Annotated in this window: 13 protein-coding genes, 1 pseudogene and 1 riboswitch; of the genes and pseudogenes, 6 read left to right on the forward strand and 8 right to left on the reverse strand. The window is 34.8% G+C overall.

Annotated features, from left to right (window positions below):
* Positions 1–24: 24 nt before the first annotated feature.
* From D2K60_RS11070 to D2K60_RS11085, 4 genes are all read left to right on the forward strand, one after another.
* The gene (locus D2K60_RS11070) at positions 25–498 is read left to right on the forward strand and encodes a DinB family protein (RefSeq protein ID WP_117170053.1); all 474 of its coding nucleotides are present in this window, start codon (positions 25–27) and stop codon (positions 496–498) included.
* 144 nt (positions 499–642) lie between these two features.
* On the forward strand, positions 643–900 hold the full coding sequence (locus D2K60_RS11075; RefSeq protein WP_117170054.1) for a hypothetical protein: 258 nt from the start codon (positions 643–645) through the stop codon (positions 898–900).
* A gap of 58 nt (positions 901–958) precedes the next feature.
* The gene (locus D2K60_RS11080) at positions 959–1,150 is read left to right on the forward strand and encodes a hypothetical protein (RefSeq protein ID WP_117170055.1); all 192 of its coding nucleotides are present in this window, start codon (positions 959–961) and stop codon (positions 1,148–1,150) included.
* Complete coding sequence (locus D2K60_RS11085; RefSeq protein WP_117170056.1) at positions 1,147–1,386, forward strand: hypothetical protein; 240 nt, start codon at positions 1,147–1,149, stop codon at positions 1,384–1,386. Before D2K60_RS11080 ends, D2K60_RS11085 begins: the two co-directional genes overlap by 4 nt.
* 141 nt (positions 1,387–1,527) lie before the next feature.
* Here D2K60_RS11085 and D2K60_RS11090 read toward each other — a convergent pair whose 3' ends face one another.
* From D2K60_RS11090 to D2K60_RS11100, 3 genes are all read right to left on the reverse strand, one after another.
* Positions 1,528–2,724 carry a phosphoglycerate dehydrogenase gene (locus D2K60_RS11090; RefSeq protein WP_117170057.1) on the reverse strand — a complete coding sequence of 399 codons (1,197 nt, stop codon included), beginning with the start codon at positions 2,722–2,724 and terminating at the stop codon, positions 1,528–1,530.
* A 408-nt stretch (positions 2,725–3,132) separates the two neighbouring features.
* On the reverse strand, positions 3,133–4,329 hold the full coding sequence (locus D2K60_RS11095) for a phosphoglycerate dehydrogenase (protein WP_117170058.1): 1,197 nt from the start codon (positions 4,327–4,329) through the stop codon (positions 3,133–3,135).
* Between the two features lie 111 nt (positions 4,330–4,440).
* Positions 4,441–4,517: riboswitch (ZMP/ZTP riboswitch) on the reverse strand.
* A 785-nt stretch (positions 4,518–5,302) separates the two neighbouring features.
* Complete coding sequence (locus D2K60_RS11100; RefSeq protein WP_117170059.1) at positions 5,303–5,545, reverse strand: hypothetical protein; 243 nt, start codon at positions 5,543–5,545, stop codon at positions 5,303–5,305.
* Between the two features lie 212 nt (positions 5,546–5,757).
* Here D2K60_RS11100 and D2K60_RS11105 point away from each other — a divergent pair, with 212 nt between their 5' ends.
* Positions 5,758–6,789, forward strand: a complete 1,032-nt coding sequence (locus D2K60_RS11105) for a glycoside hydrolase family 88/105 protein (RefSeq protein ID WP_117170060.1) — start codon at positions 5,758–5,760, stop codon at positions 6,787–6,789.
* 179 nt (positions 6,790–6,968) lie between these two features.
* On the opposite strand, the gene D2K60_RS11110 is transcribed toward D2K60_RS11105, so the two are convergent.
* The 3 genes from D2K60_RS11110 to D2K60_RS11120 form a co-directional block, all read right to left on the reverse strand.
* Positions 6,969–10,007, reverse strand: a complete 3,039-nt coding sequence (locus tag D2K60_RS11110; RefSeq protein ID WP_117170061.1) for an efflux RND transporter permease subunit — start codon at positions 10,005–10,007, stop codon at positions 6,969–6,971.
* 242 nt (positions 10,008–10,249) lie between these two features.
* Complete coding sequence (locus D2K60_RS11115) at positions 10,250–11,431, reverse strand: DUF4317 domain-containing protein (RefSeq protein WP_117170062.1); 1,182 nt, start codon at positions 11,429–11,431, stop codon at positions 10,250–10,252.
* Between the two features lie 205 nt (positions 11,432–11,636).
* Positions 11,637–12,980: an MATE family efflux transporter gene (locus D2K60_RS11120; protein WP_205418598.1), complete on the reverse strand. Its 1,344-nt coding sequence runs from the start codon at positions 12,978–12,980 to the stop codon at positions 11,637–11,639.
* 87 nt (positions 12,981–13,067) lie between these two features.
* Between D2K60_RS11120 and D2K60_RS11125 the strand changes: the two genes are divergently transcribed.
* On the forward strand, positions 13,068–13,886 hold the full coding sequence (locus tag D2K60_RS11125; RefSeq protein ID WP_117170063.1) for a MerR family transcriptional regulator: 819 nt from the start codon (positions 13,068–13,070) through the stop codon (positions 13,884–13,886).
* A gap of 120 nt (positions 13,887–14,006) precedes the next feature.
* Here D2K60_RS11125 and D2K60_RS11130 read toward each other — a convergent pair whose 3' ends face one another.
* Positions 14,007–14,858 (reverse strand): DegV family protein, encoded by an 852-nt coding sequence (locus D2K60_RS11130; protein WP_117170064.1) that lies wholly within the window; start codon positions 14,856–14,858, stop codon positions 14,007–14,009.
* 239 nt (positions 14,859–15,097) lie between these two features.
* Positions 15,098–16,136, reverse strand: a pseudogene (locus tag D2K60_RS11135) (serine hydrolase domain-containing protein).
* Between the last annotated feature and the right edge of the window lie 128 nt (positions 16,137–16,264).

The following is a 16,264-nucleotide window of genomic DNA, read 5'->3' on the forward strand; positions in this document are numbered from 1 at the left end:
TAAATAGAAGGAGTGAGTTAGCAAATGAGTCATTATCTAATTCAACAGTCAAAATTTGTTCGAAAGGCTACGATTGAATACGTAAAAGAGGTGAATGAAAACCGATTGGAAATTATACCTGCAGGATTGAATAATAATATTAAGTGGCATTTAGGACATATCTACACAGTAACTGAAAAATTCGCTTTTCAACTCACCGGTAAAAAAGCAACTGTGCCTGCTGATTTTCCTAAACTTTTTAATCCAGGAACATCTCCAAAAGATTGGTCTGTAAAATCCCCAGCGAAAGAAGAATTAATTTTTTTACTAAATGAACAAATCGTGAAAATGGAAACATTATCAAAGGAAATAGAGTTGCCCATTAAGAAAGTGTATAACACTTCGACTGGACTGCGAATAAGCAGTGTTGCTGCATGTCTAAGCTTTTGTCTATATCATGAAGGCATGCATTTTGGTGTAATAAAAACTATCAATCAATTTTCACAAAATAAAGATTGATAAGGAAAAACTCCCCTTTATCTTAAAAGGGGAGTTTTCTACATAGGCTGTTTTGATTCTAAAGATTGTTGTTTTTAACAAAAGACAAAATGGTAATATAGGTTAGAAAAATGATGTAATATATCATTAATAGGGGGAATGAATATGAGAAAGTCTGGTATCATATCCGTTGCAGCTTTTTTAATTTCTTTGATAATATATGCAGCATGGTTCTTGAACGCAGATTTATTTTCAAAATCAGCAATGATACTCGTGGTTGCACTCCCGATTATTGGAATAATTACTGCCTTCTTTACTAACAGTAAAACGCTCAAAACAGTTGGATTACTTGGTAATTCTCTTCTGTTTTTATGGGCTGTTGTAATTCCATTAGCTTCTACTTTATTTTGGAATACACCATAAACTGAGAATGTTGCTTTAGAACTGAAACAACTTTTCATTTTAAAGGGGAAGAATAATCATGAAAAAACTGTGGTTCGTATGTATCTTTATTCTATTTTTAGTAGGGTGTAGTTCTGAATCAGAATTATCTTATTCTGATGTGGAGATGGACAGTTTGGATCCAGATATACGTGCCTTTTTCGAAAGTGTTGCGGATACAAATGGGAACTATCTGTATTATTCCGGAGAAGATAATCTAGTTGTACGTTGAACGGTAAGAATGTCATACAAGGCGAGAAAGCAATTCATTTTACTGCCTTTAGTATTGAAGGAGATGGAGAAGTTCTGAAAATTAACTATATGGAAGCAAACACCGATAATTATTCTGACGAAGTTCTAAATCATCTTGCACTATATGAGATAAACTTGGATAGAGACTATGAGGCAATTCAAATCTTTAAGAATGGTGATGAAGCTACATTCACTGCTATATCAGGAAATGATTAACCACTAGTAGACCATACAGGTCCAAAATAATGTGACACAAAAAAACTTCATTAAGGACAATGTCTATGTCTGACACTGTCCTAATGAAGATTATTTGTTCAAATATAGTCTTGGAAATAAATATATCTATTTAGTAAAAAGTTAGATAATGCGCGTTGTAACAATACCCTCTATCTCTTTTATTTTTTCTTCTAAACACGGAATAACATCGCCATTTACAGTGTTTTCAATATCAACCATTGTATACGCGTGATCGCCTCGGCTTCTATTCACCATATCAGCAATATTCAAATTAAGGCTTGATAGAGCAGTTGTAATCTGTCCAACCATGTTAGGAACATTTTTATGAAATACTGTCAGACGTCGTTTACCTGAGTATGGTAAAGCAATTCTTGGAAAATTAACTGAGTTTTTAATGTTACCAGTTTCTAAAAACTCCTTTATTTGACGCGCTGCCATAACGGCACAGTTTTCCTCTGATTCTTGTGTAGAAGCACCAAGATGTGGAATTGGAATAACATTTTCCATTTTCAAAATATTTTCATTTGGGAAATCCGTAATATATTTACCTACCTTGCCTTCTTTAAGCGCAACTTCTATATCCTTCTCATTGACAAGCTCTCCACGAGAAAAGTTAAGAATATGTACACCAGGCTTAATGATATTAAATATATCTTCATTAAACATGCCACCCGTTTCTTTAGTAAAAGGAACATGGACCGTAATAAAATCACACTTTGCATATAGTTCCTCTAGCGTCATTGCCCGTTGCACATTTCGAGATAAATCCCACGCTGTATCAACAGACATGAAGGGATCAAAGCCAATTACATTCATGTCCAAATTAAGTGCATCATTCGCAACAAGCGCACCAACCGCACCTAAACCAATGACACCTAGTGTTTTCCCTTTAATCTCATTACCAACAAATTGCTTCTTTCCTGATTCTACAAGTTTTGGCACTTGATCCCCTTCATTCACTAACGTCTTTGCCCATTCTACGCCAGCAAACAGGTTACGAGATGACGCCATTAATGTCGTTAGTACAAGTTCCTTTACAGCGTTAGCGTTCGCACCAGGTGTGTTAAAAACAACGACTCCCTGCTCTGTATACTTTTCAACTGGAATATTATTAACACCCGCTCCAGCACGAGCAATCGCTTTTAGTTTTCCTCCAAAATCACCGTCATGCATGTTAAAACTACGAAGCATAATCGCATCAGGTGCTTCACTATTAGTATTAATCTGATAGTTTTCCCCAAATACACTTAGTCCTTTTTCTGAAATATCATTTAATGTTTTTATTGTGTTGACTTTCTCTACACCAGTCTTGCTCATCTCATTTCCTCCTCTTTAATCATTAATAAATTTATTTTCTTCAGACGTTACAAATCTTAAGCAACTATTCCCCTAAATAGACAGAAAGAGGTAAGGGATTAGTCTCAATTCCCTTACCTCCGCCCAGGCGAACAGCTTTAACACTAAGGTCCTCCCTAACGGTTATCTGCACTCGCCAGTCATACTTAGACTTGTGTTTTATTTAATATAATCCATGCATAATATAACAAATCCAGACGAATTAAGCAATGAAATATCTGAATATTTTAAATAAAGTATGAACTTTTTATGAATTGATCACATACAGTTGTTTTAATTGTATTTATACTGTCATTATTTAGAAATAACCGCAAATGAAATGGTCAATGTTTATCCTCTAACTATTACCCGGGAAATACTGCTTTAAATTTATATAATACGCAATATGACAATGCCAGGGATTTGATTTACTTTTTCTTCTAAACTCGGAATAACATCGCCATTAACATTATCTTCAATATCCACCATTGTATAAGCGTATTCCCCACGACTTCTATTTACCATATCAGCGATATTCAAATTAAATTCTGATAATACCAATGTGATCTGTCCAACCATGTTGGGAACGTTTTTATGGAATACTGTCAGTCGTCGTTTTCCTGAGTATGGTAAGGCGATTCTCGGGAAATTCACTGAGTTCTTAATGTTACCTGTTTCCAAAAAGTCCTTTATCTGACGTGCAGCCATGATGGCACAGTTCTCCTCTGATTCTTTCGTAGAAGCACCAAGATGTGGAATTGGAATAACATTTTCCATATTTAAGATATTTTCATTTGGGAAATCGGTAATATATTTACCAACCTTGCCTTCTTTAAGTGCAACTTCAATATCTTTCTCATTAACTAGTTCACCACGAGAAAAATTAAGAATATGAACACCTGGTTTCATGATCTTAAATATATCTTCGTTAAACATACCTCCTGTTTCATCCGTAAATGGAACGTGTACCGTAATAAAATCACAATTAGCATATAGTTCTTCTAACGTAATTGCTCGTTGTACATTACTCGATAAATTCCAGGCTGTATCAACAGACATAAATGGGTCAAATCCAATCACATTCATGTCTAAATTAAGCGCATCATTCGCTACAAGCGCACCAACCGCTCCCAATCCAATCACACCTAACGTTTTCCCCTTAATCTCTTTACCTACAAATTGTTTCTTCCCTGCTTCAACAAGCTTTGGAACCTTTTCACCGTCAGCCGTTAACGTCTTTGTCCACTCTATACCAGCAAATAGATTCCGAGATGATGCCATTAATGTTGTTAGTACAAGTTCTTTTACCGCATTCGCATTAGCACCTGGCGTGTTAAAAACAACAACACCCTTCTCAGTGAATTTATCGACTGGGATATTATTAACACCCGCTCCAGCTCGAGCTATTGCTTTTAAAGCATCTCCGAAATCACCGTCATGCATGTTAAAACTACGTAGAAGGATAGCATCTGGATTATCAATTTCATTATCAAACTTATAATTGTCACTAAATACATTGAACCCACTTTTTGATAGATCATTTAACGTTTTTATTGTATATACTTTTTCTAATATAGCACTAGTCATCTTGTTTCCTCCTCTTAATTTTCAGTAAGTCTATTATCCTGATAATATGAAATGAGCAGTTAGCGACTATCCCCCTTTAAAAACAGAAAGAGGCAAGGGAATAAATTCCCTTACCTCTGCCCAGGCGAACGGCTAAACACTATGTGCTCCCTCGCGGTAATCCGCGTTCGCCAGTCACACATAGACTTGTCTATTATTTTGAAAAACATCTGTTTGTTTTGATTAGTAATTACATATTCTAGCTTTTAAGTTGATAAGTATATAGAAATATAAACTTCTATAAGATACCTACACCGACAATATATCAAATATCAAATAAATACGCAATAGAAAAGTGTACGATTTCATTAAAAAACAAATAATCGTTCGTCTTTTTTGTAGTTGTGTTGTATTTTCAATACGTTTCTTAATAAGTGGAAATAAACAACTGTCTACTAGCTTAAGCTTCTCAATTAATTCTGTTCTTATTTGTCTTTTCAATAATATTATAAGAAATTAGCAATACACCTGAATAATAAATGTTTAAACGTATTTAAAATTACTCTTTCCACCTATCTCAAAGCCCCAACTTTCTCACAAAAAAACAAGTGCTAAACGTTGACTGTTTTAAGTTTAAAGTACATTGTTTATATTACTTGACAGTCTTTAAAAATGCCTGTTTTCTAATAAATTCTAGGATATTATAAAACAACAATAAATTCCGATGTAAACTTTCTCATCCCGATACGTCAGCAAAGGGTCTCCCTTTCCGTGGGCTCAACCATTTGCTTCCTTCGCTGATTAAAGCAAAATATATAAATGTAAAACAACATTAACAACAGAAATTAGTAGTCGGAATTGAAAATTAATGTGTTAGCCTGCTACTATCTTCTTTCCCACTACAACAAGTGAAATATTCTAAAATAGCTGTCGTTTGAAGCGCATCTTCTAAATATAAATATAAGATATTCAAACATTTTTCTTCTTCCCTTGTTCACTTTAAATCAAGTTTCAAAGGGATATAGCTAGCGTCAGCTGACACTTGTTGACCAAATGTAAAGTGTCGACTATAAGAAAATTTTTGTTTTAATCTACTATCATAATTATTTTGAAAAGATAAATTCGTTAAATCTAATTCATCTTTAAAGACATTAGCTTGTTCAGGTGACAAGTGGGTTGATCCAAACGAACCGTTTAACAATTTCATTGGTGAAGCAATATAAATGTATTGCTTCATGAATATTCCCACTTTCAATACTTCTTTATTTAACTCAGCCGCTTAATTATTTTAACATAATACTTTTTCAATTTTTTTGACTAGTAATATCATTCAATAATTTTTAAATAAGACTGAAATATTTTATTGACCGTTTGCATCTACTGAGCTAAAGTTAAAGTAAAACAAAATATGGAATTTTTGTACTAAAATTACTGGAGAGTGGTGAAAAGTTGAGAAAATTAGAATGTGACAAACAAACAATTGAAGCACAGATTGACACAATCGTAAACCGATCATTTGAAATGAATCACAATTGGGATTGGCCAGCCGGCGTTGCTTTTTATGGCGTCTGTTTAGCGAATAAAGCAACAGGAAATGACACGTATATTACCTTGCTTAAAGATTGGATTGATGCATTTATTGATTTCGGGATTCCACCAATGTCTGTTAATAGTTGTTCTATGGGCCATTCTCTACTCACGCTTTATCACATCACGAAGGATGAAAAATATCTAAACATAGCAGTAGAAAAAGCGGATTATCTCGTTGGAGAAGCGCCAAAATTTGCCGAAGGTGTCTTGCAGCATACGGTTGCTGGAAAAGGATCAGTTTTTCCTGAACAAGCTTGGGTCGACACGCTTTTCATGGCAGGATACTTCTTAATTAGAATCGGTCATGACTTAAATAATGAAACATACACAAAGGTCGGTCTAGAACAATTTGAAGGCCACGAAAAATATTTACAGGATGCTTCAACTAATCTTTACTATCACGGTTGGGATAACATAAACCAAAACAATATGTCTGGTGTATTTTGGGCTAGAGGAAATGCTTGGGCAGCTTATACAATGGCAGCTGCATTACGAAATATTGATGTCCAAGATGCAAGTTTCATGACAATAAATGGCTCTTTGCGTGATTTAGTAAGCGCTTTATTACAGTTACAAAGTGACGATGGACTGTGGCATACGATTTTAACAGATCCTACATCTTATCAAGAAACATCCGCATCTGCTGGTATTGCAGCTTCCCTTACACTAACCGGTTTACATACACCACGAACATTTCAAGCTGCACAAAAGGCGTTAGATGGTTTACTCAAAAAAATAGATCAACAAGGTACCGTTTTAGACGTATCAACTGGAACAGCCGTCATGAACAATATCGAAGGATATAAAATGACTTCAAAAAAACGAATTGAAGGTTGGGGACAAGGTTTAATGTTGGTCTTTCTATCACATGTTTTACTAACAAACAAATAAACCTAAAGAGGAGGATGTTATATGTATTGGATTTTTGATTAAATACTCACGTTTTATCTGAATAAACCATTGCGGTTACGCTGGCGTTTTTAAGAATTCCCTACTTCAAAACAGCTTGAAATAGTGTTAGGTGGGGAAGTTTAATACAAATCTCTCTCCCCCACCTATTGAAACTATTTTTAAATCGTAACCTTAATTGTTGAATCTTCACTACTAACTGCTTGTTTAATATTTTCTTTTCGTGTGAAAAGTCGGTAAACCGCTGGTATTAGCAACAAGGTAATAAACGTTGCAAACAGTAAGCCTGAAATGATTGCAGTAGCCATTGGTGTTTGGTAATTACCAGTTGATCCTGATGCTAATGCAAGTGGTAGCATTCCACCAGCAGTAGTTAAAGTTGTCATAAATATCGGCCGTATCCGGTCTGTTCCGGCTGTCACAATTGCGTTAGGTACAGTACTTCCCTCTTGTCGTAATTGCTTGATTCGATCGATCAACAGGATAGCGTTATTCAAGACAATTCCGATTAGCATAATAACTCCCATCCCCGACATCATATTTAATGGTTGTTGCGTCAGGAATAGTCCTACTATTACGCCAACAATCGTCATCGGAATAACGGACATTACAACGAATGGACTTAATAGATGATTAAACTGTACAGCCATCACCAAGTAGACAAGGAAAATAGCAATTACTAACACCATCAGCATTTCTTCCATAAGCTCTTGTTGCTGCTCTAGATCACCAGTAGTTGAAATGCTATATCCGACTGGTGTATCAATATCAGCAAGCAGTTTTTCTATTTGGCGATTTATTGTACCAAGATCTGTTCCTTCAATGTCTGCGTCTATTGATACAAAACGGTTTCCATTAACATGTGAAATTTCATTTGGTGATTCTACTGCCTTCAATTTAATAAAGGTTGCTAGTTTTTCCTCTCCATCAATCGTAGGTATCGTTAAATCCAATATATCTTCTTTTGTTATAACTTCTTGATCCCATTTGACTGAGAGTGGCACGACTTCATTATCTATTTCTAGCTCAGCAACAGGCATATTCAAAAATGCTTGTTCCATGTATTGTTTCATCTGTTGTTGCGACAAGCCAGCTTCATCCATTTTCTCTTCATTCAATACGATTTCTTGTTCTACGGATGTTCGCTCCATCGAATTGGTAATCCCTACAACTCCATCCATGTCAGATAGCTTATTTGTAAAGTTATCAGCTAGTTTCTGTAGAGTAGTATAGTCTTCTCCCTCAATATTTACTTGAACTGAATTGACTCCACCTTCATTCATCGATGTTTGCATTTGAATACCGACGACAGGATAATCATCTTGAAGGTTACGAAGAGACCGGGTAATATCTGCATTAATCTCGTCTTGCTCTCTTGTAATATTAGCCCCTTTAGTCATATTGATCATACTATACATGACACCATTACTATCCATCACGTAATTCGTTTCTACATCCTGGATCTTAGATAACTCTTCATTTATTTTCTGAACTAATTCCTCTTTTTCTTCTATTGATAGTCCACTTTCTACGTCAATAACTAATTCATTATACCGATTGAAAATATCAGGCATGATAGACATCGGTATTTTAGTGACTAAAAACATGGAACACGCAAGCACCACGCTAAATGCACCAATCACTGCAAGACTGTGACGCTTCTTTTTTACTATCCACGTAACAATTCGAGCGTATCCTTTTACTATTTTTCCCTGTTTATAATACTTTTTATTTGTGATTTTCAAAAACGTATCCGACAAAGTTGGGATTAGCGAAAATGATACGACAACCGAACTAATTAACGTTACCGCAACAACTAAAGCTAGGATAATCATAAATTGACCGATCTCACCGCCGACCATACCAATTGGTAAAAAGACAACAATGGTCGTTAACATCGACGCAATTACTGCTGTGGCTACTTCTTTCGTTCCTTTTATAACCGCATCAATATTCCTATAACCTTGTTCTTTTTTTCGATAGATCGATTCTAGTATTACAATCGATGAATCAACCATCATCCCCACACCTAAACCAAGTCCAATTAACGTTAAGATATTAAAGCTATAATCTAGAACCCACATTGAAATAAACGTTAAAAGAATAGAGACTGGAATAGATAATCCAACAATAACTGTTGCCCGTACATTTCTAAAGAAAAGAAGTAGGATTACAATCGCTATTGCGCCACCAATTAAAATATTACGCGTTACACTATCTATCGATTCACTGACATAGTCTGCTTGCGCAACCATTTCATTCAGCTCAACATTAGTAACTAATCCTTCGTCTCGAATCTTGCTTATTTCAGCACGAATTGCTTCAGCCATTTCAATCTGTGTAGCATCAGCTGCTCTCCCGACCTGAACAAAAATGATATCCTTCGTGCCATCTTTCCATACATAGGAAGAACTGTCTAACGCTTGTAAGGTTACTTTTGCAATATCTTTTAGCACAACATCCCCTGTAGCAGTAACAATTTTTATCGCCTTGACATCTTCTTCACTTGTCAATTTTGTATTCCAACGAATCGAAGTTGACGCTTCATTTTCAGTGATTTCTCCCACTGTAGATTCGCTATTAGACTGTTGAATCGTATTAATGACCGCAGAAGCCTCTAACCCTAATTCTTGCAGCTTATCACGGTCAACCTCGATAACCATTTCATGTTCTAATAATCCCATCAGTGAAACATCTCTTACTTCAGGTAATTCTTCTAAACGAGGCTCCAATACATCCGTAGAAAAAGCAGTAAGTTCTTCCATACTTCCCTCTGACACATCCAAAAAGAATTCATAATTTGAACTTGTTCCACTTTGTGCTATTTCTACCTCTGTAATATCACGCATGTTTTTGGTAGTGGCATTCACAACAGATTCCACTTCTTTAAATACATCATCATTGCTTCCACGTTCCAACATAATACTGATCGCACTGCTTCCAATCATAGAGGTTGAATGAATTTCCTCAACGCCTTTGATCGCTTCGATGTTCCTTTCGAGCGGTGTCGTTATATTCCGTTCTACATCAATTGCAGCTGCATCTCCTGCATAAATCGTTACATAGGCGCCATCAAAAGTTAGTGATGGAAAAAGCTCCTTATCTAACTTAAAAGCGGCAAAACTACCAACAAGCAGAATTAACACAACTGTTAAAGCAACCAAGACCTTTTTTTGGACAATAAACTTTACCACATGCATAAGATTCCTCCATTTCTTCTCTTAAGCTATTCTTCCTTTATTACATATATTAGTATTAAACCCACTAATTTCATTTATTATATAGTTTTAACAGAAAAAAAATAAGAAGCCACAGCCGTAATTCCGAATACGCCTTAGGTCTTATCTATGATTGATAATTTCGATTTTTGTAATCGAATTAACCTTCCAAATAGTGCTTCTAACAAAAAAAGTAGATCTCATATTATAATGAGATCTACTTTTTATGAATCTTGATTATTAGCAAACGCTTCTGGAATCATTGTGAATCCTTCAATGATCGTGTCTTCTTCAACCTCAATCATAATGCATAACTTACCGTTAAAGTTAATCTGTTTCACGTATTTCAGATCCTGTGGGCTAAGTGAAATATTAGCAACCTTCGTACTTATTTTGATAGACTTTGAATTATATTTTGGTAAGATACTACTAGCTTTTAGCTCATACGTGTTATCATCAATGACCTTATTAAAAGCCGCTTCTACCTTTTCTGTATTTACCTCTTCTATCCCGCTCATTTTTAAAACACGTTCGACATCTTGACGGTCTAACTTTGGTGGCTCATCCTCTTCATTATCTTGGATTACGCGATTAATTTCTTCATAAACATTCGATAGTGTTGCTGTATTTAGTTGATTTCCTGTTATATCTTTTACGATTTCCTCAAAAACGATTTTATCTTCTTGTGCAGTCATCGTCTCCTCAGCGTTTAAAACTTCTTCTATAAATTCAGGATCTGGTTCATGTGCTTTGCCTGATAAATATAAAATGTGATTCACATCAGCCGTATTATCTGTGAAACATGGGAATAAAAATCCCGCTACTGGCGTGTTCAGATTGATAACTGGGTCAACCTTCACGTTATATCTAAATTCCTTCTCTACATAATCAAATTGCAATTCCTTTTTAGGCTCTTGTGTATTATTAATACTGCACAAGATAAACGCATGCGAATAGACAGTATCACGATCGCTTTGCTCCGACTCTTCACTTCGTCGTTTCATTGGCTTTAAGTATTCAGCACGAATGAATGTCACCACAACATCAATTTCATATTGTTTGTCGTGAAGCATTTTTTCGACTAGGCGAAGCATCTGTGCTTTCCAGTCCTCTACATCACTGCTCAGCAATCCTTGGTGGAGAATAAGTTGACTACTATCTGCCGCTTCCCGTTGGAATTTCAATTCAAATAACTTTTCATCTAATTGGCCCGTCAGCACTTTTTTGAAATTATTTAAAAATAACTCCTGTTGATCTTCATCTAACAATTCAAAGGGTTGACTTTGCTCATGATAAATTTCGCTTGATTCCTTCATGATGTAAACATTATAAATATCCGTTATTTTAAGCAAATCATTCCCAACTTTAAATTGCTTGCGAATGTTTGCGATGTCCTTTTTATTCATCGTTTGTCCTACTCCTTTTAACGTGTCCGTCACCATTCATTTTTGTCTTTTCAATGCATTTATCTTACTAGATTATAGCACAAGCAAAACCCTTATAGGAACGAATGTTTTGTCTTTTTTTATTTGAAAATTACAGTGATGACACGTTAATTAAATAAAAAGCATTGTTTATAGAGTTAAACCACATGAAATAGAGATAGACTTGCTAAACATACTGATAAACTTTTTTATACATAATGATAAAGATTCCACAGACAATTAGCGAGAGAAACTCGGCTATTGGGACAGCGAGCCAAATCCCATTCACTCCTATCATTAAAGGGAATACCACTAATCCTATTAAGACAAAAACCAATGTTCGCACGAAGGAAATTACCGCTGAGACTTTTCCATTTGATAAAGCAGTAAACAGCATCGATGTAAATATATTGAATCCCATGAATAAGAAACTAATACTAAATATCTTAAATCCATCTGTGGCAATATTATATACATTGCTTCCCTCTGCCGCCAAAAATTGTATAACATAAGGTCCAAGTAAAACTGAAATTCCATAGATTACAAGTGAACCTATAACGATGATACCTATACTATTTTTAAAAATGCGCTTTAATTGCGTCCGATCATTGCTTCCAAAATTATAGCTTATGATCGGTGCAATACCCACTGCATACCCCATAAATATCGACTCTAACATAAACATCGAGTAGAGTATGATCGTAACAGCTGCCACCCCATCTACACCTAGATATTTAATCATAAGTATATTATAAGCAAAGGTTACAATAGCAAATGAGCCATTAGAAACCATCTCGGATGAACCATTTAGACAACTATTTAGAAGGATTTTTCTATCCGTTTTTGGTTTAACGAAATATAAACCTCTCTCTTTTTTAGATAAAAAGTAAATAGCACCAAATAGAGCAGGAATAAATATCCCTATCCCAGTTGCAATTGCTGCCCCAGCTATACCCATTTGCAATGGCACAATAAAGACATAATCTAAAACAATATTTGTAACGCCACCTAGTATAGTTATAATCAATCCGATAGTTGGTTTTCCTGCGGTTACAAAGAAATTTTGAAAAAGCATTTGCAGTATAATTAACGGACTAAAAAGCAACATAATCACACCATATGTGTACGTTAAATCCAACAGTTCTTTATTTGCATTTGCGCCAAGTAATTCTAATAGTGGATTAATAAAAATTAATCCTAGAATCATGATAAAAAAACCTACAATTATGCCACAAATTACGATAAACGTGAAATTCTCTCTTGCTTCTTGATATTTATTTTCACCCATTTTTTTTGCAATAATTGCGCTAGCACCAGTACCAAGCATTAATGCAATCGCAAAGATCAAACCATAGATCGGAAGAAAAATATTAACTGCCGACAATGCGGTTGCATTTACAAAGCGCGCAAGAAAAATACCGTCAATCATCGTATAGACAGCCGTAAACACCATCATAACGATTGTCGGTATAGCGTAAACCAGCAGTGATAGCAGATTAAAATCCTTCCCGAGCCCTTTGGACATTTCCATCATACTTCATCTCCTTGTAGATTCAAATCACTATTGATATACTAAAGTGTGGACTAACACTATAGTCAAGAGGAGAATTATATTTCTATGGAAATCAACCCAAAGATCCACCTATCGACAGGTCAATTTGCTAACCTAATGGATGTCAGTAAAGATACGCTATTCCATTATGATAAAGTAGGCATTTTCTCTCCAGAAATTAAAGTCGGTAATGGATACAGATATTATTCCATTTATCAATCAGATGTTTTTTATGTTATTACTACACTTAAAGAATTGGATATGCCACTAAAGGAAATTAAGGCGTACCTTCATAAAAGGTCTCCTGAAGAACTTATTCTTTTACTCGAGAAAGAAGCAGTTAATTTAACCGCTAAAATTAATCATCTTCAAAAATTGAGTGATTTTATTTTAGAAAAGTCTCGAATAACCAAAGAAGCAATCGGAATAAACACGTCAGATATTATCTTTGAAGAACGAGATGAGGAACGATTACTCGTAACGGAAGCAAATGATTCAATAGAGGACAAAAATATTTATGACTCTATTTTTTATCATGATAATTGTTTAAAAAACTATAATATCGATACTACTCACTCACCAGGATGGATGATAGATAAAAAGAAGGTTTCAACACATGAAAACATGAAGTATGACTATTTATTTACAAGAGTAAATAAATCAAATTATTTTAACTTTACAATTAAAAAGGGAACTTTCTTAGTAGCGTATCATGCACAAGGGTATGCCGATATAGATCAAACATACAGTAAAATTTTAGATTACGCTAAAACTAATGCGTTAGATATTCAAGGCTTTTTTTATGAAGACGTATTATTAGACGAACTATCTGTTAAAGGATTTGAAAAGTATTTGACTAAAATTTCTGTCCAGATTATTACATAGTCGATGAATTATGCAACTATTTCTAAATGATTAATAACATTAATTATTCTTTAGTGAGAAAGGTAAATAAAATAACTCCACCGAATTACTAGCGGAGTTAGCATACCTATTTAACTATTCTTAAATTTCTAATCCTGCTATCCCAAAGCCTCCGGGTCCAGCATGCGTTGAAATCATAGCGCCAGCTTGCACCCAAATCACAGATTCAAAACCAGCTTCTTTTGCAATTTCATTCATTCGCTCTTTAATCGTCTCATCAAGTCCGATCGAGTATTGGAAATAAAGCTGTTTTCTGTCAATGTTATAATCATTGAAAAAATCTTGGACAAGTTTTTCTGCAACTATATTAATTTTTCCGCGATATTTTTTAGTTGAAACTAGCTTACCATCAACTAATTCAATACGTGGTTTTATCTTTAGCAATGCACCGCCAATATAAGCGACATTACTTACACGTCCACCTGCTCTTAAAAAATCTAACCTACCAGGTACAAATGCCAGTCTTGTTTTAGGAACAATTAACTCAATTTTTTCTATTAATGCTTCGGGTTTGATCATAGGATCTTTATCTAACAAGTCAGCCGCATAAAGCACAATCGCAGCTAAACCACCGGTAACATTTAACGCATCAATTAGAAAAAGGTTCTCAAAATCTTCTGATGCAATAATCGCATTTTGAAAAGATGATGATGCTTTTGATGTATAACCAATATGTATAATTGTACAATCTGGATAATCTTTTCTAATTTGAGCAAAAAAAGCAGTATATTCATGTGCATTTGTTGATGTTGTTGTGGGGATTTTTTTCGTGCGGTCATAATAATCATAAATCTCTTGTACAGGTAACGATCCATCTAAATAGTCCTGTCCATCCATGATCACGTGCATCGGTACAACTTGTATATTGTATTTAGTAGCTAATTCTTCTGAAATATCAGCGCCACTTTCTGTCGTTAAAATGATTTTTTTCATATATATCTGCGTCCCCTTTCATAGGAAGCAGGGGACGGTTCTCTGCTTCCAGAAGCAAAGAACCGTCCCCTGCTTCCACTATTATACCCTTTTTGAGATGTACGAGGCAATTCACTCCAAAATAAAGACATGCTTGGATGAACCTAACGGGAGAGTTTCAGTGAATATTTTCGTTAAAGAACGTCACAACATCAGATATATGCGTTGGATTCGCTAAAGTTATCTGCACACTTTTCCTCCTAGAATATAAGAGATTTATATATATCTCCAATAAGTCCTTCCAATTGATGAACCCCTAATTCTGCATTCGTCATAATAACAGCGCCTTTTTCTAAGTGTGGATACGCCACTACCATACACTGAAAGCCTACTCCCCAACCCATAGACGTGATTTTTAATTCTTTTTTGGAGCCCTCTAGAAATACTCCTAATCCAGTCCAGCTTTTTCCTCTTTGAGAAGTTATCAGTTCTTTAGCTAAAATTTCTGAAATACCAATTTTACTTTCTCCTTTTAAAGCATTCATCAACTCAAGGAATAATGTAGCTAAATCTAATGAAGTCGTCCATAATCCTGAAGCTGCAGCATAAGGATAAATAGGATAATTACCATCAACCAGTTCACCATTTTTGTTATGACCACAAGAAAATTCTTTTTCTATTCCTTCTAATAGTGATGTATTTAAATAGCTATTTTCCATTCCTAATGGCTTAAATATGAACGCATTTACCACTTGATAAAATGGCTTTTTCGTCACATCTTCTATTAGTTGTTGAATAATACAATAGCCCGCATCTGAGTAGTGGAATTTACTTTCTGGCTCGAACTGTACTTCAATGGCGACTTTACAATATGGTGTTTTCTCCTCTAGCAATTCAACTGTAGAAGGAACACCTATATCTGAAATCAGTTCAAAAAAACTACCTTCAGAGTCCTTAATCCCAGATTGATGACTAAGCACGTTTCTTAAAGTAACTTTTTTATTTTTTTGTGAATTCGTTCTCAGGCACTTTCCACGTAACAAGTCTCGTATTTACATTTTCATCTAAACCCAGAAGTCCTTCCTCTATCAGCTTTAAAGCCATCATTCCAGTTAAGAATTTACTAATCGAACACGCACTAAAAATAGATTTTTCATTTACTTTTCTATTACTATCCACCTCAAGCAAACCTAAATTTTCTGTTCCACTAATTCGACAGTTTTCAATTAACACAATACTTAAACCATGCACTTTATAGTGTTGCATTCGTTCTTCAATATTAATATTTTTTAATTTCATATTTCCCTCCTAGTTAACGTTATAATAATACTTTAAAACGAATATATGTTCTGTTTTGAATTTTTAGATAAAATATCCTTTCTCGATCTATATTTTTTATAATATTGTTTAGGTGAACTACCTAAAAT

It is taken from the genome of Paraliobacillus sediminis (assembly GCF_003426055.1).

What these genes read in the sequence shown, in the direction of transcription:
- D2K60_RS11070 (WP_117170053.1), top strand. Translation starts at nt 25, where the DNA reads ATGAGTCATTATCTAATTCAACAGTCAAAATTTGTTCGAAAGGCTACG.
- D2K60_RS11075 (WP_117170054.1), top strand. Translation starts at nt 643, where the DNA reads ATGAGAAAGTCTGGTATCATATCCGTTGCAGCTTTTTTAATTTCTTTG.
- D2K60_RS11080 (WP_117170055.1), top strand. Translation starts at nt 959, where the DNA reads ATGAAAAAACTGTGGTTCGTATGTATCTTTATTCTATTTTTAGTAGGG.
- D2K60_RS11090 (WP_117170057.1), bottom strand. Translation starts at nt 2,724, where the DNA reads ATGAGCAAGACTGGTGTAGAGAAAGTCAACACAATAAAAACATTAAAT.
- D2K60_RS11095 (WP_117170058.1), bottom strand. Translation starts at nt 4,329, where the DNA reads ATGACTAGTGCTATATTAGAAAAAGTATATACAATAAAAACGTTAAAT.
- D2K60_RS11100 (WP_117170059.1), bottom strand. Translation starts at nt 5,545, where the DNA reads ATGAAGCAATACATTTATATTGCTTCACCAATGAAATTGTTAAACGGT.
- D2K60_RS11110 (WP_117170061.1), bottom strand. Translation starts at nt 10,007, where the DNA reads ATGCATGTGGTAAAGTTTATTGTCCAAAAAAAGGTCTTGGTTGCTTTA.
- D2K60_RS11115 (WP_117170062.1), bottom strand. Translation starts at nt 11,431, where the DNA reads ATGAATAAAAAGGACATCGCAAACATTCGCAAGCAATTTAAAGTTGGG.
- D2K60_RS11120 (WP_205418598.1), bottom strand. Translation starts at nt 12,980, where the DNA reads ATGGAAATGTCCAAAGGGCTCGGGAAGGATTTTAATCTGCTATCACTG.
- D2K60_RS11125 (WP_117170063.1), top strand. Translation starts at nt 13,068, where the DNA reads ATGGAAATCAACCCAAAGATCCACCTATCGACAGGTCAATTTGCTAAC.
- D2K60_RS11130 (WP_117170064.1), bottom strand. Translation starts at nt 14,858, where the DNA reads ATGAAAAAAATCATTTTAACGACAGAAAGTGGCGCTGATATTTCAGAA.